Source organism: Parasphingopyxis sp. CP4, from assembly GCF_013378055.1.
In the GTDB taxonomy this organism is placed as follows: domain Bacteria; phylum Pseudomonadota; class Alphaproteobacteria; order Sphingomonadales; family Sphingomonadaceae; genus Parasphingopyxis.
The window spans coordinates 2,059,828-2,077,668 of sequence record NZ_CP051130.1; the positions used below are offsets into that span (position 1 = coordinate 2,059,828).

Below are 17,841 nucleotides of genomic sequence, written 5' to 3' on the forward strand. Positions count from 1 at the left end.
AAGGGCGCCGCGTCAAACGCAGCGCCCTATTTTCTTGCCAAACTTCAGATTTAGAAGCGGATGCCGGCGGCGAGGCCGTAACGGCGCGGTTCCAAAGTGAAGATGTTGGTGAACAGACCCGATGACGGATCGGTCACATATTGACCAGTGATCGCGTCATTATCGAAGACGTTCTGGACAAAGGCACGGAGGAACCAACGGTCATCATTGCCGTTGAGCTGCACCTGCGCATTGGTGATGCCATAGGATGGGATATTGTCGATCGGGCTGTTGAAGCTCCGCGACCATTGATCACCGGTAAAGGCATAGTCGACCCGGAACACAGCGTTCATGCCATTGTCGAAGTCATGCGTATATTGGCCGCCGATCGAGAATTTCCAGTTCGGAGCCTGGGGCAGTTCGTTGCCGGTAACATCAACGGCTGCACCTTCAGCGATGGTGAAGTCTCCAAAGAGCGCAGACAACATTCCGCCAGCCTGCGCATTGGCTAGGGCAGCACAGGATGAGAACGCACCGGTCGTACCCGTGCCGGGAACAACCACCGGAGCCTGGAGGACCGGGCTAATCAGGCCGTTGACAGTCGCCACAAAGCCATTCGCACCAGCCGCGTTTCCAACAGCCTGCGGAATGACCGCGCAATTAGATGCGTTATCCAGGTTCTTGATGATCACTACATCGCTGCGGCCACCCGAAGGATCCCGCGAATCGATCAGCTGTAGATTACCAATGCTGGTGTTCAGATAGCTGGCCGTGAAGTTGAACAGCCACGCAGGATCCGGGGAAATAATCGCCTCCAGCTCCGCGCCCCAAACCGTTGCACTCGTATTCGTATTGATCGAGGTCCGGGCAAGAATTCGGCTCAACTGCAGATCGCCATAATCATATATGAACGCAGCGCCATTCAACTGGACTGCGCCGCCTGCCAGGGTGTTCTTCGAGCCGATTTCATAGGCGTTAATGATCTCCGGAGCGAAGGTGCTCTGGACGCTTGGGAACTCGACCGGGTTGACCGGCGGGTTGATACCACCCGATTTATAGCCACGTGAATATGACACATATATCAGATTATCCGGCGACCATTGCCAATCGAGAACGATACGACCGGTGACCTCGTCAAAGCTGGCGGTTTCCGTGCGGAAGGGCTGAATGCCTGCAAGCACCGGATCGGCATCGACCGTTGCGTCGATGACGCTCGCAACATCAGTTGTTCCGAACGGAACCAGCGTTGCGAGAAGCGGCGAGCGTGCCGATACCGACTTAGAGTCGTTCGAATATCGCGCACCGACGGTCAGCGAGAGATTATCGGTAATGTCGACATAGACCTCACCGAAGATCCCGTAACTTTCCAGCTCGAAGCCCGAGGTTTCGCTGTTGAAGAATGTCGGCCCGAGATATTGTGCCGGAACCGCTGCGGCTGCTGCCGCTGCCTGCGCCGGCGTACCGCCGCCCGCTATCACAGCCTGGGCAGTCAAATTGGCAATATTGGCACTGGTAAGCCCGCCGAGCACTCCACCAGCATAGTCAAGTCCGAAGGCGTTGACGAAATAGTCGCCACCACGGTTGCGATGGTCGAAATAGATCCCGCCAAGGAGGAAGTTAAACGGACCGTCGAAGTCGGATGTCAAAATGCCTTCGATTGACCATTGCCGTGCGTCACTGGTCGAGCGGTCAAACTCGATACTGTTGTTCGCGCAGCCCGCAACATCGCCACCGAACACACCTGCATAGGAGAGGTTTGCCTCAGAGGTACAGGCTGTGCCGCCCGGACCGCCCGGCAGGAGGGCAGCAAGTGCAGGGGCAAAGAAGCGACCAATCGCCGGATCCGCCGCCACACCAGCAAGAGTCGCGAACGCAGTGCGCGCGGTGGCGTCGAATGCCGGCGCTGCGGTCAAGTTGTAATCCGATCGCGTATCGATAGAGGATTCTTGCCAGCCACCGGTCAACTGGACCGAAACCGGGCCGAAGTTATGTTCTACAACCGCCTGAACGTACCACTCGTCCGCGAAATAGGTCGGCGCATAATCGATATTCACCGTTCGAACGTCCGCGGGAACTGTTACGCCGGCATATTGATCTGGGCCGTACAGGCTGGTGAGGCCGAGCGCCGTGAAGATCGGGCTGCCGCCGGACTGTATCGACAGAAGTTCCTGAGAAGCGAAGATCGAGGCAAGCGTGGCGTTGCCATTGACCGGCTCATTCTGGAGCGAGGTCGGCAGACAACCGAGAACACCCGTCGGATCGCGATCGCACAGCTGTTTCTGGATACGCGAACGGTTACTATCTTCTTCGAAATAATAGCCGATAATATCGATCGTCGTATCGGGTGTCGGCTCGAGCCGCAGCGATCCGCGAATGGCATATTGGTCACGACCGTCAATATCCGAACCGTCGAACAGGTTCGTCGTGTAACCGTCCCGCCGCAGATAGGTGCCGGCTACGCGGAGGCCCGCCCAATCGGCGAGCGGCACATTGACCATGCCTTCAACGCGAAGCGCGTCGAAATTGCCATATTCGAGTTCGGCGCTCGCCTGGAACTCACCGAGATTCGGACGCGCGGTGATCGTGTTCAAAACACCGCTGGTAGCGTTACGGCCGTAGAGAGTGCCCTGCGGGCCGCGAAGAACCTCGATCCGTTCGAGATCGAAATAGTCGGTTTCGAACAAGCGCGTGGCGAGCACGGGCATGCCGTTGATATGGATACCGAGCGCACTATCGCAGGAGAAACCGACGCAGAGGTTACCCACGCCGCGAATGGCAAGGCTCGATCCGGTGAAGTTACCTTTCGAGAAGGTAATATTTGGAAGACTCAGCTGAAGATCGGCGACGTTTTCAATCTGTTGGCTTTCGAGCGCTTCTGCATCGAATGCCGAAACGGCGATCGGAACTTCATTCAAGGTTTGTGATTGGCGCTGGGCCGTCACGATGATTGGCGCGTTGCCACTACTCAGACTGTCGAGCGCGGTATCACCATCGGCTTGTGCAATGGCCGGTGTGACCATCCCTGCGCCAAGCGCAGTCGCCATCAGAAACTGAATCTTTTTCACAGCATTCTCTCCCCGTATCCGTACCGGTGCTCCGGCCTAATCAGCGATGGCTTTTGCCATCTTTATATTTTGAGAGGGGAAATCCTCGGGAAACCGACTGTATCGACAGTCAAAAGGCCGCTCGTTGCAGCTTTGTTTGCTCCCTAGGCACCTCTCCGACATATTATTTTTCTTTGGAAGCTAGGCCGCGCCAGAATCTGCGTCAACAGCAATTGACGTAAAGGGAACGCATATCCGCACCCTTGTGCATCGCTGCAACACCCCGGCCAGTGCCCGAACCGGAGATTTCCGCTACGTAATGCTAGGCTGAGCGCATCTCGTCAGCGATCTTTTCGGCGATCATGATCACCGGAGCATTGGTGTTCCCGCCGATCAATGCAGGCATCACCGAGGCATCGATTACGCGCAGCCCTTCCATGCCCCGCATTTTGAGCGATCCATCGAGCGGCGAATCATCGCCAGCGCCCATCGCGACCGTGCCGACCGGATGGTAGATTGTTTCGGCACCGTCACGGATATGGGCGTCGATATCCTCATCGCTGACGACATCTGTGCCCGGCACCATCTCTGGCCCGCGCAGAAAGTCGAGCTCGGCCTGGGCGCAAATCTGGCGCATCATCTTGACCGATTCGCGCATTACGCGGCGATCTTCTTCACTGTCGAGATAATTGGGATCGATACGAGGCTGCTCATGCGGATCCGGCGAATTGAGACCAATCTCGCCCCGGCTCTCGGGGCGAAGCTGGCAGGCATGGACCGTGAAGCCGTCCTTTTTCACTTCCTGGAAGCCATGTTCGATCATGATCGCATTGACGAGATGGAGCTGGATGTCCGGCCGATCCAGGCCTTCACGGGTCTTGAGGAAGGCGCCGGCCTGCAGAAAATTATCGGTCCCCGCACCCTTGCGCCGCAACAGGAAGTCGAGCCCTACGAACAGCTTTTTGAGTCCCGCCTGCTTCGAATGCGCGGAGAGCTTCTGGGTCATTTCATGGACGACCACGACGTCGAGATGGTCTTGAAGGTTCTTGCCGACTTGCGGCGACGCATGTGCCACCTCGATGCCATGAGCTTTGAGCTCTTCGGGATCTCCGATGCCAGACAGCTGAAGCAATTGCGGAGACTGGACAGCGCCCGCACACAGGATCACTTCGCGGCGCGCCTTGATGATCCGCTTTGTCTTGCCCTTGCCCGATTCCGCTTCAACACCGGTCGCGCGCTTGCCCTCGACCAGCACCTTGGTGACCAGGCCCGTGGACAGGATCGCCAGATTGTCGCGCTTCCCGGCAACCGGATGGAGATAGGCGCGCGCCGCGCTGAACCGCTCGCCATCTGCGATCGTGCGCTGATAAGGGCCCATCCCTTCCTGCTGCTCACCGTTAAAGTCATCGGTTGTCGGATGGCCGGCCGACACGCCTGCACCCACAAAGGCGCCGTAGATGGAATCTTCCATGCCGCTGTTCGTTACGCCCAGCGGCCCATCCCGGCCGTGATAGGCATCATCGCCCTCGGAATAGCTTTCGGCTTTCTTGAAATAGGGCAGCACATCGTCATAGCCCCAGCCGGTCAGTCCCATCTGGCGCCACTGGTCATAATCGCGCGCATGGCCGCGAATATAGATCATGCCATTGATGCTCGAAGAGCCGCCCCAGCCCTTGCCGCGCGGCCAATAGAGCTTGCGATCGTTGAGATGCTTTTGCGGCTCGGTCCAGAAGAACCAGTTTTGCGGATTCGGTTCCTTCAGCAGCCCGCCGACCCCCGCCGGCATTTTCACGAGCAGGCTTTTGTCTTCCTTACCCGCCTCGATCAGGCAGACCGATACGGACGGATCCGCCGACAAGCGGTTGGCCATGACGCACCCGGCGCTGCCCGCGCCAACAATCACATAATCGAACTCGGTGGTTTCAACAGCCATCTTATATACTCCGTCCGATCACTTCCTTCATGATCTCGTTGGTCCCGCCATAGATGCGCTGGACCCGGGCATCCCGCCACAAACGCGCGATCGGATATTCATTCATATAGCCGGCACCCCCATGGAGCTGGAGCGCCGCATCGCAGCAGCGCCATTGCAGCTCGGTATGCCACAATTTGGCGGCCGAGCCCTCATCAGCCGTCAGTTCGCCGCGCAGATGCCGGGCCAAAGCCCAATCAACATGCGCCCAGCCAACCTGAAGCTGGGCAGCAAGATCGGCTAAGGTGAAGCGGGTGTTCTGAAAATCGAAGATGCGCTGGCCAAAGGCCTTGCGATCCTTGGTGAAAGTCACGGCCTCATCGAAGGCGCGCTGTGCAGCCGCCTGGGCGCCGACGGCAATGCTCAACCGCTCTTGTGGCAGCTGGCTCATCAGATAGATGAACCCGCGACCTTCTGTCCCCAGACAGTTGGTGATCGGTACGCGGACATCATCGAAGAACAGCTCCGACGTATCGGCAGAATGCTGGCCAATCTTGTCGAGATTGCGCCCCCGGGCAAAGCCTTCGCGATCGGCTTCAACGAGGATCAGCGATGTACCCTTGGCGCCAAGCTCGGGATCGGTCTTGGCGACCACGATGACGACATCGGCATTCTGGCCGTTGGTGATGTAGGTTTTCGAGCCGTTGATGACATAATGATTGCCATCCTTCTTGGCCGTCGTCTTAATACCCTGCAGGTCCGAACCGGTGCCGGGCTCCGTCATGGCAATCGCCGAAATCGCTTCGCCGGAAACGAGCTTCGGGATCCAATGCTGTTTTTGCTCCTCAGACCCATAAGCGAGGAAATAGTCGGCAGTGATGTCCGACTGGAGCGTCAGGCCAGCCGATGATCCCGCATAGTTCAGCTCCTCACCGACGACAGCGTTGAATCCGAAATCAAGGCCAAGCCCGCCATATTCTTCCGGCATGGTTGGGCATAGGAGACCAGCTTCGCCGCACGCCCTCCAGAATTCACGGTCGACAATCCCCGCCTCTTCCCAGCGATCGAGATTGGGTTCCAGTTCCTTGGCGAAGAATTTGCGCACCTGATCGCGAAACATTTCGTGGCTTTCGTCGAAGGCGGACCGATCGGCTGTCTCGAGCATTGAAATATCCTTTCGTCTCAGCGCCGCTCGGCGTGAGAATCCATCACAAATGGAATTTGCTGGTGCGATCCGTGATATGCTGGTTGACGCGCACGTCAACCTTAATGCACAAGAGCCAGCAAATGCGGGACACCGCGACTCATGCAAAATAAGGAGAATGACGATGGCAGCCGCCTATATAGTTGATGCAGTGAGAACCGCCGGTGGACGCCGCGGTGGCAAGCTTGCCGGAGTGCATCCGGTGGATCTGGGCGCGGCGGTTTTTGACGCCATCGCCGAACGCAGCGATTTCGATGCTGCGGCAATCGACGATGTGATCACCGGCTGTGTGATGCAGGGCGGCGAACAGACGATGGATGTCGGCCGCAACGCCGTACTCGCTTCGAAGCTGCCGGATTCCATCCCCGCTGTATCGATTGATCGCCAGTGCGGATCATCGCAACAGGCCATGCAGTTTGCGGCTCAGGCCGTGATGAGCGGTACCCAGGATATGGTGCTCGCCAGCGGCATTGAGAGCATGACGCGCGTACCGATGGGTTCGACCGCGACGCTCTACATGAAGGAAGGCATGGGCAATTATAAGAGCCCGCGCCTCGAAGAGGCCTATCCGAAGATCATGTTCAGCCAGTTCATGGGCGCCGAAATGGTCGCCAAGAAGCATGACCTGTCGAAAGACGATCTCGACGTATATGCGTTGAACTCACACCAGAAGGCCAAGGCCGCCACCGAAGCTGGCGCGTTCGACAATGAAATCGTTACGATGGACGTCGAAACACCGGAAGGCACCGAAACCCATAAGGTCGATGAAGGCATTCGTTTTGATGCCACGCTGGAAGGCATCCAGGGCGTCAAGCTGATTCAGGAAGGTGGCGTAATCACCGCTGCTTCCTCCAGCCAGATCTGCGATGGTGCATCGGCCGTCCTGATTGTCAGCGAACAGGCGCTGAAAGATCATGGCCTCACGCCGCGCGCGCGCATCCACAATGTGACGGTGACGGCGGGCGATCCGGTCATCATGCTCGAAGAACCGCTCTTCGCGACAGACCGTGCGCTCGAACGCGCCGGCCTCTCGATCGGCGATATCGACGTGTATGAAGTCAATGAAGCCTTTGCACCTGTGCCGCTCGCTTGGCTCAAGCATACAGGCGGCGATGCCGACAAGATCAACGTCAATGGCGGCGCCATCGCGCTCGGCCATCCGCTTGGCGCTTCCGGCACCAAGCTGATGGCCACCTTGCTCAACGCATTGGAAGGTCGCGGCGGTAAATATGGTCTGCAGACCATGTGCGAAGGCGGCGGGCAAGCCAATGTCACGATCATCGAACGGATGGGCTAAGGTAGCGCGTCACATATTTCACCGTTCGGGCTGAGCCTGTCGATGCCCTGCCCTTTTCTTCGCGATCGTCGAACGAGAAGGACAGCCCTTCGACAAGCTCGGGACCGACGGTTCTGATTGAGAGGAAATCACATCATGGAAATTAATGAGAATATCACAGCCGTTGTCACCGGCGGCGCATCGGGCCTCGGTGCAGCCACAGCGCGCCTATTGGCTTCGAAGGGTGCGAAAGTCGCTCTGTTCGACCTGCAGGCCGAGAAGGGCAACGCGGTCGCCGAAGAAATCGGCGGTATCTTTTGCGAGACCAATGTCACCAGCGATGAATCGGTGGATGCGGCATTCGCCAAATCCCGCGAGGCGCTTGGCCAGGAACGTATCCTCGTCAATTGCGCAGGCACTGGCAACGCGATCAAGACGGCCAGCCGCTCCAAGGAAGATGGCTCGATCAAGCATTTCCCACTCGAAGCATTTGACTGGCTGATCCAGATCAACCTGGTCGGCACCTTCCGTTGCATTGCCAAATCGGCGGCCGGCATGCTGACCCTCGATCCGCTGACCGAGGGCGGCGATCGCGGCGCCATCGTCAACACGGCGTCGGTTGCTGCTGAAGACGGCCAGATCGGCCAGGCCGCATACTCCGCCTCAAAAGGCGGTGTTGTCGGCATGACCCTGCCGATTGCACGGGACCTGATGCGCGAAAACATCCGCGTCAACACGATTCTGCCAGGTATCTTCGATACACCGCTGCTCGCCGGTGCGCCGCAGCCCGTGCGCGATGCCCTGTCGGCATCGGTGCCATTTCCCAAGCGCCTCGGCATGCCTGACGAGTACGCGCATCTCGCGCTGACGATGATCGAGAATGGCTATTTCAATGGCGAAGATGTCCGCCTCGACGGCGCCATCCGTATGGCCCCGAGATAAGCCTTTCAGCCTTTGCTGTTAGAGAAAAGGCGGGCTTCGCGGCCCGCCTTTTTTGTGCGTTCTGCCTGTTTCTGGCCAATCATTCGAAACGCTATGCCGTCTCCGATTGGCTGAGGCCGAGGCGCTCCACCATGGTGTCCCGGATATCGATCTTGCGGATCTTGCCGGTGACCGTCATCGGGAATTCGTCGACGATTTCTATGTAGCGCGGGACTTTATAATGGGCGATCTTGCCCTTGCAGAATTCGCGCAGATCGTCGGGACTGGCTTGTTCACCCGGTTTGAGGCGGATCCAGGCGCATACTTCTTCGCCATATTTTTCATCCGGCACGCCGAGCACGGTCGCGTCCTCAACCGCATCATGGGTGAAGAAAAACTCCTCGATCTCACGCGGGTAGATATTCTCCCCGCCGCGAATGATCATATCCTTTATCCGACCGACAATATTGCCATATCCGGCCGCATCGATCGTCGCCTGGTCACCGGTATGCATCCAGCCATCGACCAGAACCTCTGCGGTTTTCTCTTCATCGCCCCAATAGCCGATCATCACCGAATAGCCCCTGGTGCATAATTCACCGGGCGTGCCGGGCGGGACGGTGTCGCCTTGCTCGTCGATGACCTTGCACTCGATATGCGGAAGCACGCGGCCGATAGTTGAAACCCGCCGGTCGATGGGATCATCGCCAGTACTCTGGAAGCTGACGGGCGAGGTTTCGGTCATGCCATAGGCGATGGTGACGTCGACCATGTTCATGTCGCTCACGACTTGTTTCATGACTTCTACCGGACACGGCGAGCCCGCCATGCAGCCGGTTCTCAGCGACGACAGATCGAAAGACGAAAAATTGTCGAGCCCGAGCTCGGCAATGAACATGGTCGGGACGCCGTACAATCCGGTGCATCGTTCGGCTTCAATGGCTGAGAGCGTCGCGCCAGGATCAAATGTCTCGGCCGGATATACCATCGCCGCTCCATGCGTCAGACAGCCAAGATTGCCCATCACCATGCCAAAGCAGTGATAGAGCGGTACGGGGATGCACAGTCGATCCCCTTGCGTCAGCCCGATATTCTCGCCCACCCAATATCCATTGTTGAGGATGTTGCGGTGCGACAGTGTTGCGCCCTTTGGCAGGCCAGTCGTGCCGCTGGTGAACTGGATATTGATGGCATCATCGGGATCGAGCGAACCGGCAATCTCACGGACCTGCGATAACGCCTCCGGATCGTCGGACAGTAGATCATCGAAACAATGCCAACCGGCCCGCATGCCGCCATCAATCAATATGACATGGCGCAGGTTTGGCAGCTTTTCGGACTGTAGTTCGGCCCCGGCGCCAAGATTCCTGATCTCGGGAGCCAGCTCCTCGACCATATCCGCATACAGGCTCGTCTTGTACGATTTGGGTGTGACGAGGGCCTTCAGTCCAACCTTGTTGAGCGCAAACTCCAGCTCAAAGATCCGATAGGCCGGATTAACATTGACCAGAATCGCGCCGATTTGAGCGGTCGCAAATTGGGTCAGCGTCCATTCGGCGAGATTCGGTGCCCAGATGCCAACCCGGTCACCCTTTTCCACACCCAGCGATAGCAACCCCGCGGCCAATGCTTCGGACTTGGCCATCAGCTCGGAATAGGTCCATCTGATGTCCTGGTGGACTGAAACAACCGCATCCTGATGCGGCCATTTATCGGCGGCATCGGACAGCATCTGCCCGATCGTGTTGTCGATCAATGGCTGCGATGTGTCACCGACGACATGCGATAGATCTAGCTTGCTTGTAGCCATCTAATCAGCCGCCTTGAAACGCAGTGGGAGGGTCTTTAGCCCGCCGACAAAGCTGGATTTGGAACGTTTCGGCTCACCCGCCAGTTCGACGCTGTCGATCCGATCGAGCAGTTCGTTGAACAGAATGCGCATTTCCAGCCGCGCCAGATGCAGGCCCAGGCATTGATGCGCGCCTGCGCCGAACGCCATGTGGCGATTGGGTGAGCGGCTCGCATCAAAGCGACGTGGATCATCGAACTGGGCAGGATCATGATTGGCGGCGACATAGTTGATCATCAGCCAATCATCCTTCGCGATTTTCTGTCCGCCAATCTCGGTATCTTCGGCTGCGGTGCGCATGAAATGCTGGACCGGCGTCGTCCAGCGAATGGCTTCCTCGACAATGCCGGGCAGCAGATCGCGATCGGCCTTGAGCCTGGCGAATTGTTCGGGATCTTCGGCCAATGCATGCATCGCACCCGCGGTTGAAGCGGAGGTCGTATCATGTCCGGCGCTGGCAACGATGATGTAATATCCGGCCATATCGCGATCATTGAGGGGTTCGCCATCAACCGTCGCATTGGCGATCACACTGGCAACATCGTCCGTCGGATTGGCCCGGCGATCGGCGGCAAGCTTGGCAAAATAGCCCTCAAATTCCTGCACGGCGCCAGCAACGATCGCGGTGATCTGTTCGGGCGTCATATCCTTCATGCCGCTGCCGGAAAGATCCTCATCCTGCCCGCCAAACATCTGCTGCGTGAGGAACAGCATCTTGGGCTCATCCTCTTCGGGGACGCCCAATATCTGCATGACGACATGGAGCGGATAGGGTGCGGAAACGAGCGGCACGAAATCGCCCTCGCCAGCCGCATCGAGCAGCCGATCCACCGTTCGCTTTGCGATGGTGCGGATCTCCGCTTCCATGTTCTTCAGGTTCTTCGGCATGAACCAATCCTGGGTCAGCCGGCGATATTTGGGGTGGATCGGCGCGTCAAAGACGACCAGCGAATCGACCAGCATCTTGCTGCCCGTCACCTGCATCGAAAACTCGATGGCTTCCTTGGTGCTGAGCACGACGGGGCGCGGATTGTTGAGGAACGTGGCGTTGTCCTTGCTGATCCGCATCACATCTTCATAGCGTGTGATCAGCCAGAAGGGATCGAAGCTGCCATCCTCGGCGACAATACGACCAACCGGCATATTCTCCCGCAGCCAATCGAATGTATCGAGCAGACCATTCCATTCGGCATAGGATTCTGGCGCGATGACAGCACGCGCCATCTCTTCAGATAATGTAGGAGGTTGGTTTTCAGCCGCACTAGCCATCGTGGCTCTCCTTACGCTTTTACCGTCTCCGGCGCATGCTTTTGGTTGAACAAGGGATGGAATTCGATCACGCAGTCTGCATCTGCGGTACCGAAGGGCAGTATCTGAAAAAATTCTGCATGGTCCGCATCCGGTGACAGCTTCGATCGGACCGTAAAACCAAATCGACTGTAGTAGGCTGGATTACCCAGCAAAATGCACCCGGCGGCACCGTCTGCGCGCAGCTGATCAAGGCCTGTCTCGATGAGGCGACTACCAATGCCAGTCCTTTGCAGTCCGGGCTCCGCAGAAACCGGGCCAAGCGTATGCCAGCCGTGCGATCCGTCGACCGGAAAGGCGGGTGAAAATGCAACATGGCCGACAATGGATTGATCTTGTTCTGCGACCAATGACAGCGAGAGCGCGCCCGCTTCGCGCAACGCGTCAATCAGATACTGCTCGTCCCCATCGGAAAATGGCATGGGCGCAAAGGCCCGGCGGGTGAGATCGTGAATGGCTGCATGGTCTTCCACGCGTTCCGGCCGCACGGCAAAATTCGCCTGCGTCGGCTTACCCCGCGATTGGAGACCATCGGCCATCACGCTGGCTTTTTCTCCTCAGCCCAATATTCATCCCGCAACAAGCGCTTATAGAGTTTGCCGGTCGGATGACGGGGCAGTTCTTCGCGAAAATCGACCTGGCGGGGAACCTTCACCCCGGACAGGTGGTGCCGCATCCAGGAGATCAGGTCTTCCCCGAACTCCGCATTGGCATCGGCCATGTCGAGCGGCTGGACCACCGCCACGACACGCTCGCCCATATCTTCATCCGGCGCGCCAATAACGGCGGCATCGGCAATCTTGTCATGGGTCACGAGCAGGTTTTCAATTTCCTGCGGATAGATGTTCACGCCGCCCGAAATGATCATGAAGCTTTTACGATCGGTGAGGTATAAAAAGCCGTCCTCGTCGACCCAGCCGACATCGCCCAGTGTCGTCCAGCCATGCTTGTTGGTTGCATCGTCCGTCTTCTCTTTGTCGTTGTGATATTCGAATGCCGAGCCGCCTTCGAAGAACACCGTACCTTCGGTGCGGGCTGGCACTTCATCGCCCTCTTCGTCGCAGATCCGGATCGTACCAAGCAAAGCCGTGCCGACCGAGCCCTTGTGGGTGAGCCAATTTTCGGAATCGATAAAGGTAAAGCCATTGCCTTCGCTGCCCGCATAATATTCGCGCAGGACCGGACCCCACCAATCAATCATCTTTTCCTTGATCGGAATCGGGCATGGCGCGGCCGCGTGGACGGCAGTTTTGAGCGATGAGACGTCATATTTCTCGCGCGCTTCTGCAGGCAGTTTGAGCATGCGGACGAAATGGGTCGGGACCCATTGGCTGACATCGACCTTGTACTTCTCAATCAGGGCCAGCGCATTTTCCGGATCGAATTTTTCCATCACCACCACTGTTCCACCGAGCTTGTGCACGGTCAGGCACCAGCGAAGCGGCGCAGCATGATAGAGCGGCGCGGGTGAGAGATAGACGCTGTCCGGCGCAAATCCGAACGCCCCGGTGGCCAGCATGATCAGCGCATTGCCCTGGTCGATCGCTGGATCTTCCGGCAGCGGAAGACGAATGCCCTTAGGCCGACCGGTGGTGCCTGAGCTGTAGAGCATGTCAACGCCAGCGCGCTGATCATCGACCGGTGTTTCCGGCAGGTCTGCAACAGCCTCATCGAGATTGGCATAGCCGGGGCGCGCTGCGTCCAGTGTGAAACGCTCGAGCGGCGGGCCGAAATCAGCAAGCTCGTTCAGATGGTCGCCGAGATAGTCCGAAGCGATCAGCGCCTTGGCGCCACTATCCTCCAAAATATAGGCGATTTCCGGCGCGGTTAACCGGCAGGATATCGGCACAAAGATATGGCCCGCGCGAAGGGCCGCCCAGGCAATGTCGAAGAAGCGCGCACGGTTATCGAGGCAAATTGCGACGGGATCGCCATGCCCCAGCCCGAGCTTACGGAAGAGATGTGCAATCTGGTTGGAGCGTTTGTCGAGCTCGGCATAGGTGACCGTCTCTCCAGTCGCGGCCATTATGATCGCCGGCTTATCCGGATTATTCTGCGCGTGAATATAGGGGTGCATTGGGAGCCTCTCCGATTCTTATTTTTCCAAGAGTTACGCTAACGGAAAGCGGAAATCGAGAGGCGTTGCGCCGGAGATCATCATCTAGAAGAAGGCGAAGCGCAGTCCGGCCCAGAATGTCCGCGGCGTGGCCCGTTCCACTAAGCCCACACCCGAGACACTAGCCTCAATTCGGGCATTGAAGACATTCTCGGCGCGCAGTTCAATTTTCAACGGGCCGTAAAGTGGAACCAGGGCGCGCGCGCCTACAGTGATCGCATCATCAAGCCGGCGCTGGTTAAGATCGTCCTCGAACCGACCGCCAATATAGCGCACGGTGACGGCTGCCTCGCCGCCCATCGGCCGGACATAGCTCAGCGTTGCCGCGCCATTATGTCGAGCCACCTGCACCGGCCGAAGCCCGTTCAGCGCTGCGGCGGCGCCCGAGGAATCCACCTCGGCATCGGTAAAGGCATAGGAGAGCGATACCGCCCAGTCGGCGAACTGGGCACGCGCATCAAGCTCGATCCCGGCTGCCTCGATCGCATCGAGGTTTTGGCGCTGGCGTGCCAAGCCTCCGCCCGGGACAAAGCCGATACCCGGGAAGAAACCGGGGCCCTGTCCGACGGTCACATTGGCGATCCCATCTTCGAGGCGATTGTAGAACAGTGTCCCGCTGAGTTGCAGGATTGAGGCCGGGCTATAATCGGCACCAATCTCAATGCCATCCAGGCTTTCGGGGCGTAGCAATGCATTTGCTCCGGTCACATCGCTGCCAACCCGGAACGGTCGGAACAGTTCGTTCAGCGTGGGCAATCGCCAGCCGGTGTAACCGGCCGCCCGGATTGTGATCGGATTATCCGGTTGCCAGGCGACACCCAATCGACCGGTTGCTCGCCAATCGCTCCGATCGGGATAGAGCGTTTGATCATTCAAAGGTCCGCCAAGATTGCCCTGACGGAAAAACCCGCTCTGAATCCACCACCGGTCAACTCGACCGCTGCCGGTGAGCGTAAGGCCAGGTGCGGCACGCGCCGTGACTTCGGCGAATCCCCCAACGGTGCGCGTCACACCGCCCGCTTCGCGTTCCCGAGTTGGCACGCCGCCGACAAAGAAGAAGCGTTCGCGCGTCCGTCCTTCGGTTTCCCGATAGTCGGCGCCCAAACGCAATTCGACTGCATCGCCGGGCAGCGCCGGCCGGATCTCTACCCGGCCGCCATAGCCGGTCGAAGGCACGCTGAACTGATCGAGGACCTGGTCAGCGGTCGTTCGCGCAGCATCGACCCGCGCAAAACTGCTGCGGAACGAACGGTCTTGATAGTAGAAGAGTGCTTCCCACTGCCATGGCCCACGTCCGAGCAGACGAACGCTTCCGTCGATCCCCCGTGTCCGATTGCCACTGGATGGAAAACCGCGATTGCGTTCGTCCTGGAAGAAGCGCGCGCCGACCTGGATCTCGGTCGAGCCAATCGGCGCGGCATAGCGAATAGAGCCACCATATTGTTCATAGGCTGCCGGTTCGTCGATCGGACCGCGCTGGCTGGCAATGACCGGGATGAAGCCATCGCCTTGGGCATAATGGCCGGATATGTCGATCAGCGAATTTTCACTGGGCGGCAGCATGATACCAAAACCCATCTCCATCGCATCTCGGCTGCCATAGCTAAGGTTCGCGCGTGCCGGTTGAAAGTTCGCCGTCGACAGGCTTTCGAGTTCAATTGTTCCGGCCAATGCGCCGGGACCGAACACACCGCTGCCACCGCCGCGCGTGACCCGGACCCGGCCAAGATTAGCGACATCATAGGTCGGCCAGCTGATCCAGCCGCCAAACGGATCGCTTTGCGGAATACCATCGAGGATGAGCAAAGCTCGGCTGGACGCATTCCCGCCCAAGCCCCGGAGCGTTGCGCCTTGGCTTGTCGGGTTGGCCGACCGAGAATCCGATGCTCGAAACAGCTGGAAGCCAGCAACGCTGGTCAGAATCGTCTCCAACCGACCGCTTGGTTCACGGGCGAGCTGTTCTGCGTCAATCGTGACAACATTGTATGCGACCTCGCCCACCGGATCCTCAAGCCCTCTGGCTGTGACGATTATCGGATCGGTCTGCGCGAGGGCGGGTACAGCGCTCGTGGCGAGGAGAATGGCGGCTAGGGTTCGCATGGAAAATACTCAAACACTGAAAAAGGCGATTACGCTAGTCGAAACGGTCTGGATGAGCCGCCTGAAAAGCATCAAGCGCATTGGCCTTGGCATCATAGGCGACAAGTGTCGGATAGTCATCCAACGGAATATCAAAGCGCCGCGCGTTGAACATCTGCGGAACCAGGCAGAGATCTGCGAGGCCCGGCAGATCGCCGGACAGATACGCGCCGCCATGGCGGATCGCGAGCTGCTCGAGCGCTTCGAAACCTTCATGCACCCAATGCGCATACCAGCGCGCGCGGGTATCTTTGTCGTGACCAAGCACATCGCTGACATAGCCAAGCACGCGTAGATTGTTGAGCGGGTGGATATCGCTGGCGACCACTTGCGCCATGGAACGAACATGGGCAGCGGCCACCGGATCGGATGGGGCAAGCGGCGGATCGGGATAGACGCCGTTCAGATAGTTGACGATGCTGAGCGACTGGGTGAGCTGCGCGCCATCAATCTCCAACATTGGTACCAGCCCCTGAGGGTTGCTGGCACGATACTCGTCGCTTTTCTGGTCGTTATTCAAAAGATTGACTGGAACCCGCTCATAGTCGAGGCCCTTGAGATTGAGCGCGATCCGCACCCGATAGCTGGCCGATGAACGATAATAGTCGAACAGACGGATCATGATGCACGCCGCAAGGTTTCTGTGCGTGCCAGCTCGTCGCGAATCTCCGTGCCATGTTCATCGAGCTGCGGTGCATATCCGAGCTCGGGATTCGGGCGCGCGCTGAAGCGCACTGGCGGCTGCATCTCGAAAAAGCCCCCTTCGCTCGGATGTTCGCGGCGCTTGAAAAAGCCCGTTGCCTTAAGATGCGGGTCATTGAAAATGTCCGCCACATCGCGGCATGGCATGCACGGGATCCGCACCTCGTTGAGCAGCTCGGTCCATTCCGCATTCGTCTTGGACGGGGTCAGCTCGGCAATGCGGCGAAAGATATCGGGTTGGTTGCGGAACCGGCCCATCGGCGTGTCATACGGTTCCCTCTCGACAAATTCAGGATCGCCAAGTGCGGTGAGAAGGTTACCCCAATCTGCATCGGTGTACGGAACGATCGCCACATAGCCATCTGCTGTCGGAAATGGCTGGCGCGTCGGCTCTGCCTGGCGCTTATAGACTATGGTTTCAGCTGGCGGATCAAAGGTCGCGCCGTAGAGATGCTCCTCCAATGTGAAATGGGTGAAGCTTTCAAACATCGGCACTTCGACAAATTGGCCCTCGCCGGTGCGCAGTTTGTGGATCACCGCGGCGAGGGTGGCATAGGCCGCGTGAAGCCCGGAAACCTTGTCGGCGATCGCCGCTGGAACAAAACGCGGTGCGGGATTGAGATCGGCCCGCGGCGGCAATGACGTCATGCCGCTGGCCGCCTGGATCACATCGTCATAGGCCTGCAGCGGCGCATAGGGACCGTCCGACCCAAAACCAGTGCAGTGAATATAGGCGATGTCCGGCGCGATTGCGCGGACCGCTTCATAGCTGAAACCGAGCTTCTCGATTGGCTTGGCACGCACATTATGGATGAAGACATCCGCGGTCTTCAGCAGTTCGCGCATCACCTCTCGATCGTCCTCGGTCTTGAGGTCAAGCGCGATCGATCGTTTGCCGCGATTGAGCGTCATATGGCAGGCGCCCATCCCCCTTGTGTTTGCAGGCTTGCCGGCATTTCGAAACTGATCCCCAGTCGGTGCTTCGACCTTGATTACATCGGCGCCGCAATCTGCCAGCGTCTGGGTCGCATAGGGCCCGAAAATCACGCTGGTCATATCAACCACGCGGATTCGTTCGAGCAGCTTCGGGTCATTCATATTCGGCTCCTTTGGCCTGTGCATATCGAAGCCGGGTAGAATCTACCATCGGCAAATATGGAATCATCGCCATCATCCTGTCGGCGCACAAGTGATTCGGAATCCTGCTTTTGTTAAGTGCCAAGAAACTTAACTTGATCAGATGTTAATGGCCAAAGCGAATTTAGCTTTTGGTTAACTCTGAAACCGGGGTTTTGGTATATTTTGCTTTTATTTAGGTTCATCGCTCCTAACACTGACTGCAGCGGAGATGACGTAATTAGGGGTGGGGTATGTTCGCTGAAGAAGGTCTG

At 58.2% G+C, this 17,841-nt stretch carries 12 protein-coding genes; 2 read left to right on the forward strand and 10 right to left on the reverse strand.

The genetic code is table 11. From position 1 onward, the window contains the following. Positions 1 to 50: 50 nt before the first annotated feature. The 3 genes from HFP51_RS09985 to HFP51_RS09995 all read right to left on the reverse strand — a co-directional run bounded on the left by HFP51_RS09985 (position 51) and on the right by HFP51_RS09995 (position 6,100). The gene (locus HFP51_RS09985) at positions 51 to 3,044 is read right to left on the reverse strand and encodes a TonB-dependent receptor (RefSeq protein WP_255454632.1); all 2,994 of its coding nucleotides are present in this window, start codon (positions 3,042 to 3,044) and stop codon (positions 51 to 53) included. A 301-nt stretch (positions 3,045 to 3,345) separates the two neighbouring features. Next, on the reverse strand, positions 3,346 to 4,956 hold the full coding sequence (locus HFP51_RS09990) for a choline dehydrogenase (protein WP_176875588.1): 1,611 nt from the start codon (positions 4,954 to 4,956) through the stop codon (positions 3,346 to 3,348). 1 nt (position 4,957) lies between these two features. Next, positions 4,958 to 6,100, reverse strand: a complete 1,143-nt coding sequence (locus tag HFP51_RS09995; RefSeq protein WP_176875589.1) for an acyl-CoA dehydrogenase family protein — start codon at positions 6,098 to 6,100, stop codon at positions 4,958 to 4,960. Positions 6,101 to 6,263: 163 nt separating this feature from the next. Here HFP51_RS09995 and HFP51_RS10000 point away from each other — a divergent pair, with 163 nt between their 5' ends. Both HFP51_RS10000 and HFP51_RS10005 read left to right on the forward strand, forming a co-directional pair. Further along, the gene (locus tag HFP51_RS10000; protein ID WP_176875590.1) at positions 6,264 to 7,436 is read left to right on the forward strand and encodes an acetyl-CoA C-acetyltransferase; all 1,173 of its coding nucleotides are present in this window, start codon (positions 6,264 to 6,266) and stop codon (positions 7,434 to 7,436) included. Between the two features lie 135 nt (positions 7,437 to 7,571). Beyond that, the gene (locus tag HFP51_RS10005) at positions 7,572 to 8,357 is read left to right on the forward strand and encodes an SDR family NAD(P)-dependent oxidoreductase (protein WP_176875591.1); all 786 of its coding nucleotides are present in this window, start codon (positions 7,572 to 7,574) and stop codon (positions 8,355 to 8,357) included. A 91-nt stretch (positions 8,358 to 8,448) separates the two neighbouring features. Here HFP51_RS10005 and HFP51_RS10010 read toward each other — a convergent pair whose 3' ends face one another. The 7 genes from HFP51_RS10010 to HFP51_RS10040 form a co-directional block, all read right to left on the reverse strand. Further along, positions 8,449 to 10,146, reverse strand: a complete 1,698-nt coding sequence (locus HFP51_RS10010) for an AMP-binding protein (RefSeq protein WP_176875592.1) — start codon at positions 10,144 to 10,146, stop codon at positions 8,449 to 8,451. Further along, the gene (locus tag HFP51_RS10015) at positions 10,147 to 11,454 is read right to left on the reverse strand and encodes a cytochrome P450 (protein ID WP_176875593.1); all 1,308 of its coding nucleotides are present in this window, start codon (positions 11,452 to 11,454) and stop codon (positions 10,147 to 10,149) included. It abuts the gene before it with no gap. A gap of 11 nt (positions 11,455 to 11,465) precedes the next feature. Further along, positions 11,466 to 12,032, reverse strand: coding sequence for a GNAT family N-acetyltransferase (locus HFP51_RS10020; RefSeq protein ID WP_176875594.1), 567 nt, complete (start codon positions 12,030 to 12,032; stop codon positions 11,466 to 11,468). Next, positions 12,032 to 13,570: an acyl-CoA synthetase gene (locus tag HFP51_RS10025; protein WP_176875595.1), complete on the reverse strand. Its 1,539-nt coding sequence runs from the start codon at positions 13,568 to 13,570 to the stop codon at positions 12,032 to 12,034. The genes HFP51_RS10020 and HFP51_RS10025 overlap by 1 nt, the downstream gene beginning before the upstream one ends. Positions 13,571 to 13,654: 84 nt before the next feature. Next, positions 13,655 to 15,709 carry a TonB-dependent receptor gene (locus HFP51_RS10030; RefSeq protein WP_176875596.1) on the reverse strand — a complete coding sequence of 685 codons (2,055 nt, stop codon included), beginning with the start codon at positions 15,707 to 15,709 and terminating at the stop codon, positions 13,655 to 13,657. Between the two features lie 34 nt (positions 15,710 to 15,743). Further along, positions 15,744 to 16,370, reverse strand: coding sequence for a maleylacetoacetate isomerase (maiA, locus tag HFP51_RS10035; protein ID WP_176875597.1), 627 nt, complete (start codon positions 16,368 to 16,370; stop codon positions 15,744 to 15,746). After that, entirely contained in the window at positions 16,367 to 17,548 is a 1,182-nt protein-coding gene (locus HFP51_RS10040) for a CaiB/BaiF CoA-transferase family protein (RefSeq protein WP_176875598.1), read from the reverse strand. The genes maiA and HFP51_RS10040 overlap by 4 nt, the downstream gene beginning before the upstream one ends. Positions 17,549 to 17,841: the final 293 nt, after the last annotated feature.